General features: G+C 27.0%; 12 protein-coding genes. 2 read left to right on the top strand and 10 right to left on the bottom strand.

Annotated features, from left to right (window positions below; all coding sequences use genetic code 11):
- Window positions 1-76: 76 nt before the first annotated feature.
- From KGF48_RS04090 to KGF48_RS04065, 6 genes are all read right to left on the bottom strand, one after another.
- Window positions 77-2,461 carry an FtsX-like permease family protein gene (locus tag KGF48_RS04090; RefSeq protein WP_227867762.1) on the bottom strand — a complete coding sequence of 795 codons (2,385 nt, stop codon included), beginning with the start codon at window positions 2,459-2,461 and terminating at the stop codon, window positions 77-79.
- Complete coding sequence (locus tag KGF48_RS04085; protein ID WP_227828151.1) at window positions 2,454-3,137, bottom strand: ABC transporter ATP-binding protein; 684 nt, start codon at window positions 3,135-3,137, stop codon at window positions 2,454-2,456. Before KGF48_RS04085 ends, KGF48_RS04090 begins: the two co-directional genes overlap by 8 nt.
- A gap of 115 nt (window positions 3,138-3,252) precedes the next feature.
- Window positions 3,253-4,563 carry a sensor histidine kinase gene (locus tag KGF48_RS04080; RefSeq protein WP_227867761.1) on the bottom strand — a complete coding sequence of 437 codons (1,311 nt, stop codon included), beginning with the start codon at window positions 4,561-4,563 and terminating at the stop codon, window positions 3,253-3,255.
- Window positions 4,557-5,264, bottom strand: a complete 708-nt coding sequence (locus tag KGF48_RS04075; protein ID WP_227828149.1) for a response regulator transcription factor — start codon at window positions 5,262-5,264, stop codon at window positions 4,557-4,559. Before KGF48_RS04075 ends, KGF48_RS04080 begins: the two co-directional genes overlap by 7 nt.
- A 327-nt stretch (window positions 5,265-5,591) precedes the next feature.
- A complete protein-coding gene (locus tag KGF48_RS04070) occupies window positions 5,592-7,436 on the bottom strand; it encodes a 5'-nucleotidase C-terminal domain-containing protein (RefSeq protein ID WP_227867760.1) in 1,845 nt (614 codons plus the stop codon).
- Between the two features lie 209 nt (window positions 7,437-7,645).
- Window positions 7,646-8,530, bottom strand: a complete 885-nt coding sequence (locus KGF48_RS04065; RefSeq protein ID WP_227867759.1) for a DUF4846 domain-containing protein — start codon at window positions 8,528-8,530, stop codon at window positions 7,646-7,648.
- Between the two features lie 206 nt (window positions 8,531-8,736).
- Here KGF48_RS04065 and KGF48_RS04060 point away from each other — a divergent pair, with 206 nt between their 5' ends.
- A complete protein-coding gene (locus KGF48_RS04060; protein ID WP_227839411.1) occupies window positions 8,737-9,654 on the top strand; it encodes a ribonuclease Z in 918 nt (305 codons plus the stop codon).
- Between the two features lie 159 nt (window positions 9,655-9,813).
- Here the strand turns inward: KGF48_RS04060 and KGF48_RS04055 are convergent, their stop codons facing one another.
- Window positions 9,814-11,148, bottom strand: coding sequence for a CoA-disulfide reductase (locus KGF48_RS04055; RefSeq protein ID WP_227839412.1), 1,335 nt, complete (start codon window positions 11,146-11,148; stop codon window positions 9,814-9,816).
- Between the two features lie 339 nt (window positions 11,149-11,487).
- Here KGF48_RS04055 and KGF48_RS04050 point away from each other — a divergent pair, with 339 nt between their 5' ends.
- Entirely contained in the window at window positions 11,488-12,876 is a 1,389-nt protein-coding gene (locus KGF48_RS04050; protein WP_227839413.1) for a cation:dicarboxylate symporter family transporter, read from the top strand.
- 59 nt (window positions 12,877-12,935) lie between these two features.
- Here the strand turns inward: KGF48_RS04050 and KGF48_RS04045 are convergent, their stop codons facing one another.
- The 3 genes from KGF48_RS04045 to KGF48_RS04035 are packed head-to-tail and all read right to left on the bottom strand — an operon-like array spanning window position 12,936 to window position 16,671.
- Entirely contained in the window at window positions 12,936-14,144 is a 1,209-nt protein-coding gene (locus tag KGF48_RS04045) for an alginate O-acetyltransferase AlgX-related protein (protein ID WP_227839414.1), read from the bottom strand.
- A gap of 15 nt (window positions 14,145-14,159) precedes the next feature.
- Entirely contained in the window at window positions 14,160-15,578 is a 1,419-nt protein-coding gene (locus tag KGF48_RS04040; RefSeq protein ID WP_227864711.1) for an MBOAT family O-acyltransferase, read from the bottom strand.
- 16 nt (window positions 15,579-15,594) lie between these two features.
- Window positions 15,595-16,671 carry a hypothetical protein gene (locus tag KGF48_RS04035; protein WP_227839416.1) on the bottom strand — a complete coding sequence of 359 codons (1,077 nt, stop codon included), beginning with the start codon at window positions 16,669-16,671 and terminating at the stop codon, window positions 15,595-15,597.
- Window position 16,672: the final 1 nt, after the last annotated feature.

Below are 16,672 nucleotides of genomic sequence, written 5' to 3'. Positions count from 1 at the left end.
TATCAACCTAATTTAATTCTATTTTTATATTTTCTCTAATTCTGTTTAAAAATTAAATATAGCTTTCTATACATTTTTATTCACTATATCTTACTCTATCAATAAGAGATTCTTTGTTAAAACTTCTTCCTATTAAGTAAGTTGTTATAAATTGAGCTATAAGGATAAATACAGCCATAAATAAAATTGGTACTATTGGTAAAGCGTATGTTGCATATGATAATCCAGTTTTTCTTAAAAATACAACTGCAAAGTATCCTAACGTACCTCCAAAGACGATACTTCCTATCATCATTCTAGAAGTGTAATATATAGCTTCTGAATTAAGCATTTTTACTAATTGTTTATTAGTAAGTCCAATTGCTTGAAGCATCCCAAGTTCTTTTTTTCTAGTAACTATACTAGTTATCATTGTATTTACAAGATTCATAAATCCAATAACACCTATTATACCAGTTAAAGTATAGCCCATTATTTTTATAAATGAGATTGTAGCCTTATTTGATTCGATTCTACTATCTATAAAGTCCGTTTCTAAATATCCGTTAGATTTAGCAATTTTCTTTATAGTGTCTTTAACTTCTTGATACTTTCCTTCTTCAGTATATATTCCAATGGTACTTGTTGTATCATATTTCAAAGTTCTATCTATAAAATCTTTTCCTATCCCAAAACTTGGAGTTCCCATAGCTATTGCTTGAACTTTAAATTCTTTTTTTATCTCTTTATCTCCATCATATAGAGTTAAATTTATTTTATCTCCAGCCTTTACACCCATTTCTTTTGCTGTATCAAGGTGAGTAATGACTATTTCATCTCCTGTTTGTAACCTTTCAAAATTTATTTTTCCATCTATTAGATTTTTATTTAATGAATTCACATCATTTTCGTTTATGCTCTGTAAAAGGTCATGTTCAAATTCAACATTATAATCTTCCATTCCAATTTTTACAGAGTTTCCTAATTCAGTTTTTTTGACTCCCTCTATACTCTTTATTTGATTTAAAAAATCTTTACCTAATGGATTATTCATTTGTAGAATATTCAAATTATTTTCAGGATTCTTGTCGCTATTCATTTCATATCCAGTAAATCTAACTTCTATATCATAAGGGAAATGCTCTCTAGCCATCTTCTCAGCGTTAAAACTTTCTAAAGCAGTCGATACTGTTATAAATATAGTTCCACTTAATATAAGAGATGTCAATGTCATATAAGTACGCTTTTTATTTCTTTCTAAATTCGCTTTTGATAAGTTCTTTAAATTTATATTTTTATGCCCTTTTCTATTCTTTTTACCACTTATTTCATTTCCAGTATATCTTACTGCATCAACTATAGATACTTTTGAAGCTACTTTCATTGGTTTCAAAAGTGATAAAACAACAGATATAAAACTTATTACCACAACTAATAATAACACTGGTAATTGTGATGATTTTACATCTACATCCATAAATGATTTTATTATAATATTTGCAAGTGCATAGCCTAAAATTATTCCTACTGGTATTGCTATCCCAGCTAATATAAAGCCTTCCTTAAACACTATCGTTTTTACTTGTTTTTTAGTTGCACCAATTGCTCTAAGTTTTCCAAATTCTTGAACTTTGGTAACTATTGAGATGTAAAATATATTATATATTACCAAAATACTAGATAATACAATTACTAAGCCTATAAAAACTCCACCCATAATTGTTTCCATATCTGGTTTTAAAGCATTTATATAATTTTCATTTACAAGTACATTATTAGTATCTAATCCTATATCATTAGCAATCTTATTTAATTTTTCTTTTGCCTGTTCTATAGATAAATCGCTCTTATCTTTTAATCTAACATATATATTGAAATCTTCTTGTGACATATCTCTAGTATTTTTCATATATGTTTCTGATATAATAGCAGAATAATACTTTCCTGCTTCATATATTTCACTAGTTTCTAAGATTCCAGTTATTATAAATTCTTTTTCCATTCTTTTGTCGCTTTTATAATCATCATAAGCTACTTTTATTTTTTCACCTAATTTTTGACCATGACCTAATGCTTTTAAAGCTCCACTATCTAGTACTATTTCATTTTCTTTTGTTGGTAATTTTCCTTTTATAAATTCAAAATTATTTAATTTTAAGCCCTCTTCATTCATATATGATAATGAAATAGTTGTATCATCTTCTAGTTTCTCAACACCTACTCCATTCATTTTTCCAGTTAGCTCAATATCTGTGTGATTACTTAATATGTCAGCTTGTTTTTCATTTACATTTGCTAATACTCCTTGATAATTTCCTGCATACTTTATTGTATTTTCCTTTTGATATTCTCTTGTATCGACAATATAAATACCTATAGATGAAAGCATCAATGTTGAAAGTATTATAGTGATTATTATTAATATACTTTTTGATTTATTTTGTTTTACATTATTTTTTGCTATTTTAGTAGTATTAATCATTTTTGTCACCAACCTTTGATACCTTGCCATCCTCTATAAATATAACTCTATCAGCCATTTGAGCTATACTATCATCATGAGTTATCATAACTAAAGTTTGACTATATTTCTTAGACATGGACTTTAGTATACTCATAACTTCATCTGATGTTTTAGAATCTAAGTTTCCAGTCGGTTCATCAGCAAGTATTATAGCTGGTCTTGTTGCCAAAGCTCTTGCTATTGCTACTCTTTGTTGTTGACCTCCTGATAATGTATTTGGTAAAACATCATGTTTATTTTCAAGTCCCAAAGATTTTAAAAGGTCTCTTATAAAGTTTTCATCCACAGCTCTTCCATCTAGACCTATTGGTAATACTACATTTTCCCACACATTAAGAGATGGAATCAAATTGTAACTTTGAAATATAAAGCCTATTTTTCTTCTTCTAAATACGGCAAGTTCTTCTTCTTTCAATGTAAATATGTTTTTATTATCAATGTATACCTTGCCAGATGTAGGTATATCAAGACCACCTATCATATGTAATAATGTACTTTTTCCAGAACCAGATTTACCTATTATAGCTACAAATTCACCTTCATTTATTTCTAAATTTACATCATCTAAAGCTTTTACTAGGCTTTCTCCTTTTCCATAATGTTTTGATAAACTTTCAGTATATAATATTTTCATAAAATTATCCCCTCACTCTAAGTTATGTTGCTCCTTAATCATTTACTTTTAATTTGTGGAGCTGTTTATACTTATATAATATATGTAGAGGATTACATTCTCCTTTCAGGAAACATTACATAGTTGTAAGAAACAAAGAAAATTTACTTCCTTTTCCTAGGTTAGAAGATACCATAATATTACCACCTTGTTCTTCTAAAATTTTTCTACTTAAATACAATCCTACACCACTACCTTCTATAGATTCAATTTCTTCATCTATTCCTCTATAAAAACGTTTAAATATATTATTAAATTCGTTTTTGGCAATTCCTCTACCATTATCCTCTATTATGATTTTAAAATAGTTTACAGTCTCTTCTATAGATATATTTACTTGTCCATTTCTTTCTGTATACTTAACAGCATTATCTAATACATTAAAAATACTTTCCTCAGTCCATTTTTTATCATGAGGTATAATTCTACTATTAAATTCATTTAATTTTAATGTTATATTTTTACTTTTTGCTTTAGGTGTTACACTTTCTATAGCATTTAAAATAGTACTTTTTATGTCATTATCTTCTTTTTTTATGCTTATCATACTAATCTCTAACCTTGATATGTTGACTAAAGAATTTATTAAATTTTCCAATTTATTTATAGAATTTTTATTAGTCAATAAAAATTCCTGTGCTTCATCTTCGTCTAAATCTTCTTCTATAAGTAATGTATTGTATAATTTTAATGATGCTAAAGGAGTTTTTAATTGGTGGGAAATATCTGTTACCAATGATTTTACACTTTCTTTCTCTTTTTCTAATTTAATAAACTTTATCTTTAAGCTCCTATTTAACTCATACAGACAGTTGTTAATCTTACTAAATGTACCCTCTTTAAAATACTCATTGTATTCTACTAAATATCCAAAACTATCTAACTTGGTACCTTCTTTTAAATAATTTTCTTGTGACATTTGCTCCACTATAAAATAAATCTTGCTTAATCTTTTGTTTATAAATCTTATAAAATAATATATTATTCCTGTAACAGCTATAAACATCATTAAAAAAACAAAAATTGATTCTTTAAAAAAAGATTTTAAATATATGCCAAAGTTTTTATCATTTGACATTTTATTTTCTAGCCCATATCCGAATTTTTCAAGTGCTTTTTCTCCAACCTCTGCCTTGCTATAGTCAAAATTATAAATAGACTTTATTATATCTACCTCATCATCTGGATATTTTTCAATCAACATACCTGCAATACTTTGAGTATTTTTTATTTGATATTCATATAAGTCATATAGTCTATTGTATTCAAAAAATATAAATACAAGTGTTACTACAAGCATAGATAAAATAGAATATATAACAACCTTTTTCATTATATAATCTTCTTTAATGCTCAAATTATCTTTGATATTTATATCTTTTAACATTTTTTTATACTCCTTTCTCCCCATATATATCCCACTCCTCTTACTGTTTTTATATACTTAGGTTCAGAAGGATTTTTTTCTACTTTTTGTCTAAGTCTTCTTATATTTACTGCGACTGTATTATCATCTACAAAATTACCACTACTATCCCATAAAGATTCTAATAGTTGTTCTTTAGTCAAAGCTTGCATTGAATTTTCCATCAAATATCTTAATAGTTTAGTTTCTGTTTTACTTAAAATTATTTCTTCTTCTTTGTCATCATTTTTTATAACCAATTTATTTTCTATATAATAAAAAAACAAATCATCACAAACCAATAAAGTATAATTCTTTACTGTGTTTACCCTTTTCATAAATGCATTTACTTTTGAGATTAACACCATCAAACTAAATGGCTTTGTAATATAATCATCTGCTCCTAAATCATAACCTGTAACAATATCCACTTCTTCATCAAGCGCTGTAAGCATTATTATGTAAACATCACTTTTCTTTCTAATCTCCTCACAAAAATCAAACCCACTTCCATCTGGTAGACCTATATCAGAAATAATTAAATTTATATCCTCCTTAAAAAAAATACCTCTTGCCTCTTCTATACTAAATGTATTAAAAACATTGTATCCTTCTTTTTTTAATTTAAAGCTAATCCCTCTATTTAAAGATTTATCATCTTCTAAAAGTAATATATTATTCATGCTTTTCCCCTCCATTATTATGTATACTAGCTAAATTATATCATACTAACTAAGCCATTTTATTTGACAATTTATAAATATTTTTTAATCACCAAGAAGATTTTACACACTTAGATAATAAAATAAACATACCAATAATAAGTTAATAATATATTTATTTTTAATCAAGAGTACAATTATTGATTGGATATTACTATACTAAATATAAAAAAACAAAGGTAATCCAGTATTCAAACATCCAATTACCTTTGCTTAAGTTTATATTTTATCTAAGACTCAATATCTATTTATTAATAAATAGATATTGAGTCTATTTTATTATTTATTTCATTTTAATTTTTTCTTTTTTAAATTTATCTGGTTAGTGTTAAATAAGTAAATTAAAACACTTGAAGCTGCAAATATAAACATACTATCTTTTATACCTAAATCGCCTGTTTTAGGAGATTTCTCTTTAATTTCTGCTTTGGATGCTTTTACATTAGAACTTTCTCTAACTTTCATTTTATCTAAATTTTTACGTTTATTCTCATTCGAGTTTTTTGCATCCTCATTATTTATGATATCTTCGCCATCATTTAAATTATCTTCATTATGATTTAGTACTAAGTTACTCTCATTACTGTTAATTATCAATTCTTCCTTGGTTTTAATACTAATTCTTCCATCTACACTCTTACAGATTTCTTTTTTATACTCTATATACTCAATTACTGCGCTTTCTAAACTTCCAAAATCTTTTAACATTGGCTCTTTTGACAAACAAGGAAATTCATCTCCACCTAATGCTATATAATCATTAGTTGCAACTGTATACTCTTTATTCATATCTAGTGATTTTCCATCTTTCATAATACCAGTTATTTTTTCACCTTCTCTCTGCTTTGGGTCAAAATAGTATGAGATTCCACCCACTTGTAAAAAAGCCGAATTTTTTTCTGGATAAAGTTTTACTCCATGTTCTAAAACACTTTTAATTTGTTCTCCTGTAAGTTTTTTAGTAACTATAGTGTTGCTAAAAGGAAATACATCTGCAACACTTCTTCTTGTTATATCCCCTTTTTCAATTGTATCCCTTATATTCCCACCATTAAATAGAGAAATATCTGCTTTAGTTTTATCTAATAAGATATCACTTATTAAATTGCCTAAATTAGTTTCTTTTGTCCTTACATTTTCGTATGAACCATCTAGAGTATTTTTTGTTACTCCTATAACTTTATCTAAAACTTTTTCCTGTTGTTTCTTTATTTCACCAACCTTTTCACTTACACTAGAATCAAGCTTATACTCTAATACTTCTTCTTTTTCAATTAGTCTTGCTGATTTATTTTCTATTTTTATATGTTCTGTATCATTAGTATCCAATGTTAACTTTACTTCACCAATATGTTCTAGGTATTGTCCTGTACTTACAATCAGCGTATTGCCAACCTGTTTGCCATTTTCAAACTTAGTATGACTGTGACCATCAATAATTAAATCAATACCATGAACTTTATTTGCTATATCTATACTGTTTGGCTTACTTAAACTATTAGTTCCAATATGAGATATTGCAACTATTACATCGGCGCCTTTTCTTTTTAATTCATTTACTTGCTCTGTTGCACTTTCTATAGGATTTCTAAACTCTAATCCTTCTACATTTTTAGAGCCTGTCTTACTTTTTGTTTCTTGGGTTGTAAGCCCAAAAAATCCTATTTTTATGCCATCTATTTCTTTTATATCATTACTATCAAATACGTTCTTACCATCTTCAAATATATTTGATGCCAAAAATTTTAAAGCTTTATCTCCTGAATTAGCAATTTGAGATAGCTCTAACAATCTATCTTTTCCATAATTAAAGTCATGATTTCCTGGAGTGATATAGTCATATCCAACACTTTTAATTAATTCAATTGCGTCTTCACCTTTATTCATATTTACTATTGGTAATCCATGTAAGCAATCTCCTGCATCTACTAAAATTGAATTTGGAGTTTCCTTTTTTAACGTAGCTAGATTACCTATCTGTATATACTCATCGCCCTCAGCATATCTTCCATGTATGTCATTAGTGTGAAAAATTGTTATTTCTTTAAAGCTCTCTAGCCCATAAGAAATAAAACTCTGACTTGTTGTAATTAGAATTATAATTACTAAAATTAAATATCTTCTAATTTTCAATATAAGTTATCCTCCTAAAATTAGTTTCAGCTTTAAAATAAGACTCTTATTTTAAGATAAAGCTTTTTAGATAAATATTAAAATATACAAAGTTAATCATTTCGATTTTTAATATTTATCTATCAATTTAATTTTGTCCATATCCAACAAGTTTTAATCTAATTACATTTTTTCACACTTATATTTTTCATTTATTTTATATGTATTTTTTAGAACCTTTTTAGCTGGTCTCTTTTAAAAGTCCATTGAGGAATTGTTAAATCCCCCTCAAAATTCAAGTTATACCAAGGACTTAAATTTGGTTGTTTACGATTAATAAGAAGCTGAGTTTGTTGAGCAGGCATATAACTTTGAGCTATCATAAAGACCTTTTCTCCAGTTTTTTTATTTTCTGCCATATCCATAATTATACTTGCATGTCCTGGACTGCCTCCAACTATAAAAACATCCCCTATTTTCATATCATCAAGCTGTACAGGTTTTAATTCTTTTTCAAGCGATAAAGTACCTGAATAAGCAAATACTATATCCATAAATTTTCTAAAACTCTCATATGATGTTGAATATTCACTTGCTTTATACCAACTTGAACCACTATCTTTTACTGAAATCCTATAACCTTCTGCCCATTTTGAATACTTAGCCTTAAAACCATCCACAAAGTCAAAACTTATTTCATCATATCTCTTATTCTTATACAGGTATTCTGCTCTCATAAGCATAATTGCATCTGCACATTGATGCAAATCTCTATCGCCAATATCGACATCGAATACACTATCATAGATTCCTTTTGATTCCTTATTCCTACCATCGTAATACTTGACTTTCTCACCATAATTTTTCAACTTAGTATTCCTCAAAAAACTTTCAAAACTACCTTTTTCTACCTCAACCCTTTTAAATCCTTTTGGTGGTTCATACCTATCTTTTAATATATTTTCATCTTTATGTACTACAATAGCTTGATCTTCTTTTTTAGAACCTTGAATTTTGTTAGAACCTTCAACTGTTTTTTTACTTTCCCCATTACTACATCCAACTAAAGTCAATATTATCAATGATAAAATAGTAATTCTTTTTGACAGTTTCATTAGACTTACCTCCTATAAATTTTTCAAAAATAAATTTAAAGTTATACTTATAGAGTTTTTGTATATTATTATACAAAGTTTCTATTTACTAATATTTCTTGACTCAAATACACATTTATTGTTGTATTTAATGTTAAAATAATTATAATAGGATATCATAATAAAAACAAACAACAGATTTGTGTTAATTTTAGAAAGGGGAAAAAATGATAGATTTAACTTTACTTGGATGTGGTGGAAATGTACCCATGCCACATAGATTTCTATCTTCTGTATTTATGAATTATAAAGGTAGAAAAATACTAATTGACTGTGGTGAAGGCACTCAAGTATCTATGAAGTTGAAAAAATGTGGCTTTAAAGATATAGACTTGATTTGTATAACACATTTACATGGTGACCATATATTTGGACTTTTAGGGCTTCTATCAACGATTGGAAATAGCGGTCGTACAAGTGATTTAACTATAGTTGGCCCTATTGGAATAATTGATTGTATTCGTTCTATGAGAAATTTAGTAGAATATATACCCTATACTTTAAAAATTATAGAAAATCCTCAAGGTAGTTTTTCTTTAGATAATGAGTATTTAAAAAACATAGAGATTTCAACAATCCCTTTAGAACATTCTATAGAGTGTATAGGATATAGTTTTAATTTTAAAAGAAATCCTAAATTTGATATAAATAAAGCAACTCAAAATAAAGTTCCTAAAACAATATGGAAAAAGCTTCAAAATGGTCAAAGTATTGTTTTAGATTCAAAAAAATACACTCCAGACATGGTTTTAGGAGAATCAAGAAAAGGAGTTAAAATAAGTCTTACAACAGACACAAGACCTATAGACTCAATACCTAACTTTATAAAAGATAGTGATTTATTTATATGTGAAGCTATGTATGGTGATGATTTAGATATTTCAAAAGCTGTCAAAAACAAGCATATGACTTTTAGAGAAGCTGCAAATCTTGCAAAACTAGGAAATGTTAAGCAACTTTTATTGACACACTTTAGCCCATCATTAGATATGCCTAATATGTACTTAGAAAATGCTACTAACGTTTTTGAAAATACGATTATTGGTGAAGATAGACTTAGTTTACACTTAAATTTTGATGAATAATTAATTTTATAGCTTTAGTAAAAATTATCCGTAATAAAAATTTAGGAATGAGCTTACCTTAGATAAAATTATTTTAGGGTAAACTCATTCCTTTAGTATTTATTACTATTATTTAATTTATTAATAATTACGTAATTATTAATAATTGCTTAGATAAAATTATTTAGATACATTTCCAGCTACATTTAATACATCCCATGTTCTTGCAAATGGAGGAGCATAACATAAATCTAACATACCAAGTTGACTTGTAGTCATTTTTCCAAAGATAGCAGCTGCTAACACATTAGTTCTTTGAACAGCATCTTTAAAACCAGCTACTTGCCCACCTAAAATAACTTTTGTATCTGCATCATAAATAAGTTTTACATATATTTTATTTCTTCCAGGATAATAATGAGTTTGATTATAATCAGAAATAAATTTGGATTTGAAGTTTAATCCCAAAGCATTAGCTTGTTTCTCTGTAATTCCAGTTGAGGCAGCCTCCATATCCATAACCTTTATACAACTTGAAGATAGAGAACCTTGATAAGAGACTTCTTTACCTGCTAGATTTTCTCCTACTATCCTACCTAATTTATTTGCTCCAGTTGCTAAAGGTATATATGCGTTTTCATTGCTTACTATATTCTTTATAGTCGCACAATCGCCAGCAGAATATATATCTTCAACAGAAGTTCTTCCATATTCATCAACTACTATAGCTCCATTTTTTAATGTTTTTATATTTGTGTTTTGTAAAAATTCCGTGTTCGGTTTTACACCAGTAGCAATTATCACAACATCTGTATCTATTTCACCTTTATTTGTTATTACTTTTTCCACTCTATCTTTTCCAGACAATTCTACAACTATCTCATTCAAATGCAATTTGACATCGTGATTCCTTATTTCATCCTCTAAGACATCTGTAATTTCCTTATCAAATACTTGTGGTAATATTCTCTCTTCCAATTGAACTACTTGTACATCTTTACCCAATTTCTTGCATGCTTCAACTGCTTCTAATCCTATAAATCCAGCACCTATTATAGTTACTTTTTTTATTTCTTTTCCACTTAATAATTTTTTTAGATATTCTCCATCATATAAGCTTTTTAGTGTAGAAACATTTTTTAAATTTATATTTTTTATAGGAGGCATTATGCTTCTTGCTCCAGTTGCTATCATCAATTTATCATAGTAATCTTCGTATATCTCATCTGTTTTTACATTTTTTATTTTTATTTTCTTAGACTCAGTATCAACTGCAATAACTTCTCTAAATATATTTAAATCAATACCAGATTCTCTAAGTTTTTCAGGTGTTCTTGCCAATAAATCATTAGCATCATCAAAAAAACCACCTACAAAATATGGCAATCCACAAGCTCCAAAAGACACTATTTCAGTTTTTTCATAAACTACAACCTCATATTCAGGTTTAATTCTTTTTAATTTCGCTGCAGCACTCATACCAGCTGCAACACCACCAATTATTATTACTCTCATTTTATCTCTCCTTAGACGTCTAATTAATTTCTCTACTTATTTTAAACTTTTCATTTGATATCTATTCTATGTATATATTTTCATGATAATTTTTAGTTATTTTTTTAACATTTTTTTATTTGAAATCAAATTTTATAAAAGTTATTCTTACATCTATTACCCTAATCCAAAGTCTTTAAACATATATTATACCCCATTTCCATCTATTTAATCACATTTTGATAAATTAAATCATTTTATTCTATCTCGGTAAATTGTGATATAATATTGACATTTTTTTAATATATTGATATCATTTAAACTTAGAAAAATTTATTTTTAGACAAAGGAGAAAAAATATTGGAAAGCTCATTCTTATCACAATTTCTTATGATTACAGATTTTAAAACGATTTTTTTCATAGTATTACTTATAGGTATATTTTTTATTGTTAGACAATTTGAAAAGAAAAAAATCAAATTTTCATTGAGAACAATATATGCTACAATAATTGGTCTTATATTAGGAATTATTATTCAAGCTTTTGCTGGTTTTCCTACTGATACAACTCAAATCACTTGGTTGCAAGAAGTAAGCAAATGGTATAGTTTATTTGGTTCTGGATTTATGGACTTATTAAAAATGTTAGTAATACCTTTGGTTTTCTTATCAATTATAAAAGTAATTATTAACATGAAAGATAATAATCTTGGAACTTTAACATTTAAATCTCTAGGAATGCTCCTTATTACTACAGCTATAGCAGCAATTGTTGGAATTGTTGTTGCAAACACAATGAAATTAGGAGTAGGAGCTGACTTATCTAGTTTAGGTGGAAATCAAGAGCTTAAGGAAATAAACTCTCTTGTAGATACTTTAAGAGGATTATTGCCATCAAACCCTGTAATGGCTATGGCAAATGGAAATATTGTAGCTACAATAATATTTGCTACATTTATAGGTACCTCAATAAAGAGATTAAGTAAAAAACATTTTGAAACTATAAAGCCATTTATAGATTTTACAGAAGCATCTTACAAAATAATTGTTAGTGTATCTATGACTGTTATCAAATTTATGCCTTATGCTGTAGTTGCACTACTTGCAAATACAATAACTTCACAAGGTATTAGTTCAATAATTTCTGTTTTATATTTTATATTAGCTCTTTATATATCAGTGGCAATATTATTTGTTATACATTTAATTTTTATAACTTTAAATGGTCTAAATCCTATTACTTATATAAAAAATTCAACTGAAGCTCTACTTCTAGCATTTACTTCACGTTCTAGTTTGGGAACATTGCCTGTTACGATAGAAAGTTTAGTACAAAATCACGGAGTTGATGAGGGTGTATCAAGCTTTACAGCAAGTTTAGGTGCAAATATGGGTATGAATGGTTGTGCTGGCATATATCCTGCTTTAATGGCTGTTACTCTTGCTAATATGGCTGGAGTAAATATGGATATCAGTTTTTATGTTATGCTGTTAATTGTTATAACAATTAGTTCACTTGGGATAGCAGGACTTCCAGGAACTGCTACAATAGCTGTTTCGGTTGTTATTTCTGGAGTAGGTCTTGGTTCTTATTTCCCACTAGTTGGTGGAATACTTGCAATAGACCCTATACTAGATATGGGACGTACAATGATAAATGTCAATGGAGCTATGGTATCTTCAATTACTGTAGGTAAATCACTTGGAAAAGTTGATAAAGAAGTATTCAATAAGAAAAATATTTCTTAAAAAGAATCATAAAAAATAAATGGCTGACATAGTACAAAGTTAGCCATTTATTTTTTATTTTATTTACAAAATGGAAAAAATTCTTTTGTAAGGTTTTGAGGATATACAGATATAAAAACAAAGTCATAATCTTGAGACTTTGCATATTCTAATATATCTCCATCATAATATCTAGGGTCTATCATATCCATAGTTGAACAAACAGAAGAAAAGAATGCTGCTGTTGGTACAATTAATGAGTCCTTAACAAATAACACTTTTAATCCTTCTGGATTTTCTATATTTTTAATTTTAACTAGTGGACGATTCCCCAATAAATATGTAAAATATTTATCTGATTGTCCATCCATTAAATTAAGGTCAGCATTAAAAGGGTATGATAATATCAAACTCTCTTCAAATCTTCCTTTTAATTCAAATTTTTGAGATTTAGAATCTGTATAGTATGTATAATTCGTCTTAAATTTAGGATAAATTAGTGTAAAATCATCTATCCCACCATATAAAACTCCTGTCTTTCTTCCCATAGAACCAAGAAATGACCTAGGATATACAATCGAATTATAGTTTTCTTTATCTCTATAATAATAATTTTCATCTAATTTCATATTATATTTTTTATTAAGCTGTTCAATTAATTCTCCAAATGCCCAAAACGAAGTCTCTACTTTCCAATGGTGGTCTGTTTTAAAGAATAAATCATCTTTTGAAATACCACTTTTTAAAATATTTTCTCTAAAATCTATATAGTCAACATTATCCTTTTTTATCTCATTTAAAAAATTATCTGCTGTCTCATTACTATAGGAATAAGGTATGCCTTTAGGAAACTGTGTCACTCCTTTTATATATTTATCTGGAGTCATTAAATAAACCAATTTAGTATTTTGTTTATCCATTTCCTTAGAGAACTTACTTACTCTATCTACCAATACATCAACTTGATTTGGAGATTTAGCAAAATATGTGTAATGCATTTTTCCAGAAGTATCTTTCACAACATTAAACTTTGAAAATTCATTTTTACCCATTAGTTTTTGTAAATATCCATAAGTTTCAATAAAAGTATTTTTATATATCACTTTGTCATTTACTGTATTATCAATAGACGATATAGTATCCTTTAAACTATTCTTATCATTAATTGAATTTTTTATTTCTTGTATCATATCTTTTCCAGAATAACAGATATTAGAGATAGAGAAGGTGAATAAAACAACTAAGAATATAATTGTAGTTATTAGCCTTACTTTAAAAAATCTATTCATACTTTTCCTCCTCAGCTAAAAATTAAAGTAAATAAATGGATTATAACTTCCAGTTACTAAATATGTCACAGAAATAAAGAACAATAAAATAGAACAAATTGGATAAAATAAATTAAATAATGTACTGTATTTAGCATGTTCAACAACAAATTTATTAACTTTCTTTGCAATAGGTACACTAAAAATAAATGCAAATATAAAGAAAATCAAGTATTCTTTCAAGAACATATATGTATAGTCACTCCATATAACTCCACTTGCACCAAACATAGCTTTAAAATAGTTATATGCTTCATTTAAATTTGGAGCTCTGAACAGTACCCATCCAAAGTTTACTACTAGTAAAGTATAGATATGTTTTATGAGATTATGATTTTCAATCTTTTCAAACATTATAAATCTCTCTATAATTAAAAAAACAAAATTCAAAATCCCCCAAATCACAAATGTCCATTCTGCACCATGCCATATTCCAGTAAATAACCATACTATAAACATATTTCTAATCATAATGTCTTTATTTAAAACTCTAGAACCACCAAGTGGAAAGTATATATAACTCTTAAACCACATTCCTAAAGAAATATGCCATCTTCTCCAAAACTCGGAAATTGATTTTGAAATATATGGATAATTAAAGTTTTCTTCAAATTTAAAACCAAACATAAGACCTAAACCTATGGCCATATCCGAATACGCAGAAAAGTCAAAAAATATTTGTAAAGTATAAGCTATTGAACCAAGCCAAGCCAACGATGCAGCTATTGAACCTTGACTATTCATAGTGTAAATATAATCTGCTACTATTGCCATATTATTAGAAATTAATACTTTTTTACCTAAACCAGTTATAAACCTACAGGTTCCAATAGAAAATTTATTCCATGTTTCTTTTCTGTTATGAATTTGTTCTGCAACACTTTCATATCTAACTATAGGTCCTGCTATTAATTGTGGGAAAAAAGCTATATATAATCCTACATAAAAAGGGTTCTTTTGAACTTCTCCATGTCTACGATAAACATCTATAACATAAGACATTCCTTGGAAGGTAAAAAATGAAATACCTATAGGTAAAACAATACTTGGAATGGCAAGTTCTGTATTAATAAGTGAACTAATATTTCTTAGTGCAAAAGCTAGATATTTAAATATAAATAGAACACCTATATTATATATACACATCAAAATCAAAATAAGCCTTACTTTTCCTTTACTTTTTCTGTATCTATCTACTAGTAAACCAAATATATAGTTCATTATTATCGAAGCTATCATAATAACAACAAATTTCGGTTCTCCCCATGCATAAAAAAATAAACTAACAATAAGTAATATCATATTTTGGATTGTCCGATTAAATCTAAATAAATAATATAATACCAGAGTTGTTGGCAAAAAATAAAATAAAAAAATCAAACTTGAAAATAACATGCTATACCTCCTCTCTTTACTCAGTTTTTGAGTATTTTTTCCAATATAAGTATATACCTAAACATATTACTACTAAGGATATAAATAAAATGCGAATAAAATTTAAACTGTTATTTATAAAATTTACTGTTTTCATATTTTGTACTGTTGGTGATTGTTTAGGAGCTACTAAAGTATATGGAACACCATCTTTATCTTTTTGATTAATACTCCAAGACTGAGTCAATGCTATCTTCTTTCCAACTTTAAATTTGTCATCAACATTAACTTGTAAAATAATTTCTCCAGGTTGTACTTCATTATTTAATGTTAATTTACCTTCTTGAGATATATTTACATTGTTTTGTTTTTCTACAAATGAGTACTTAATTTTTGAACTATTTTCTAGTCCTGACACTTTATATTGACTTATACTTTGACCCAATACAGGTATTTGTACTTCTTCATCACCAATTATTTTAATATTATGCAAGGATTCAAGTTGCTCCTCTAAAAGTAAAGATACTTTTCTTATTGTAATAACATTATGTTCTTCATTAGATGGAATAAATGTAATTCCCCACCCATTAATATCTGATAGCACATTTGAATCTAACACGACATTATTTTTATCATTTATAAAACTGCTAAAATTTACATAAATTTTTCCCTCAAACTCACCTGGTATATCTATGCATCCATCTTTTATTTTATCTGAATATATTATATTTTGATTTTCAATAAATATTTCGCTACCTTCTTTTAACTTAAAGTCAAGCATATCCTTACTTTGTATATTTAAATTAATTCGCTGAGAACTTTTATTTTTATTTTGAATCTCAATATAAAAATTATGGAATCCATTCCAGTCCTCTTTTATATTTTTATAAATATATAGATAACGTTCTTTATTATTTTTAGAACTCTCTGTCTCTATTTTTATGCTCATATTTTCATGTATAATGTTAGCACTTAAATTACTTTCCACCTTTTTAAAAGATAAATCTAAATTTTTATTACTTATTGCTGAACTTATAAAAATACTGTTTATAAAAAAAATAAACACTAAAATAAAATATTTTAAATAACACAAAAACACTTTTAAAATTTTCATT

The sequence above is a fragment of the Clostridioides sp. ZZV15-6388 genome, assembly GCF_020657755.1.
In the GTDB taxonomy this organism is placed as follows: Bacteria; Bacillota; Clostridia; order Peptostreptococcales; family Peptostreptococcaceae; genus Clostridioides.
The sequence above is the reverse complement of the archived record's forward strand: the minus strand, read 5'-3'. Positions and strand labels throughout refer to the sequence as shown.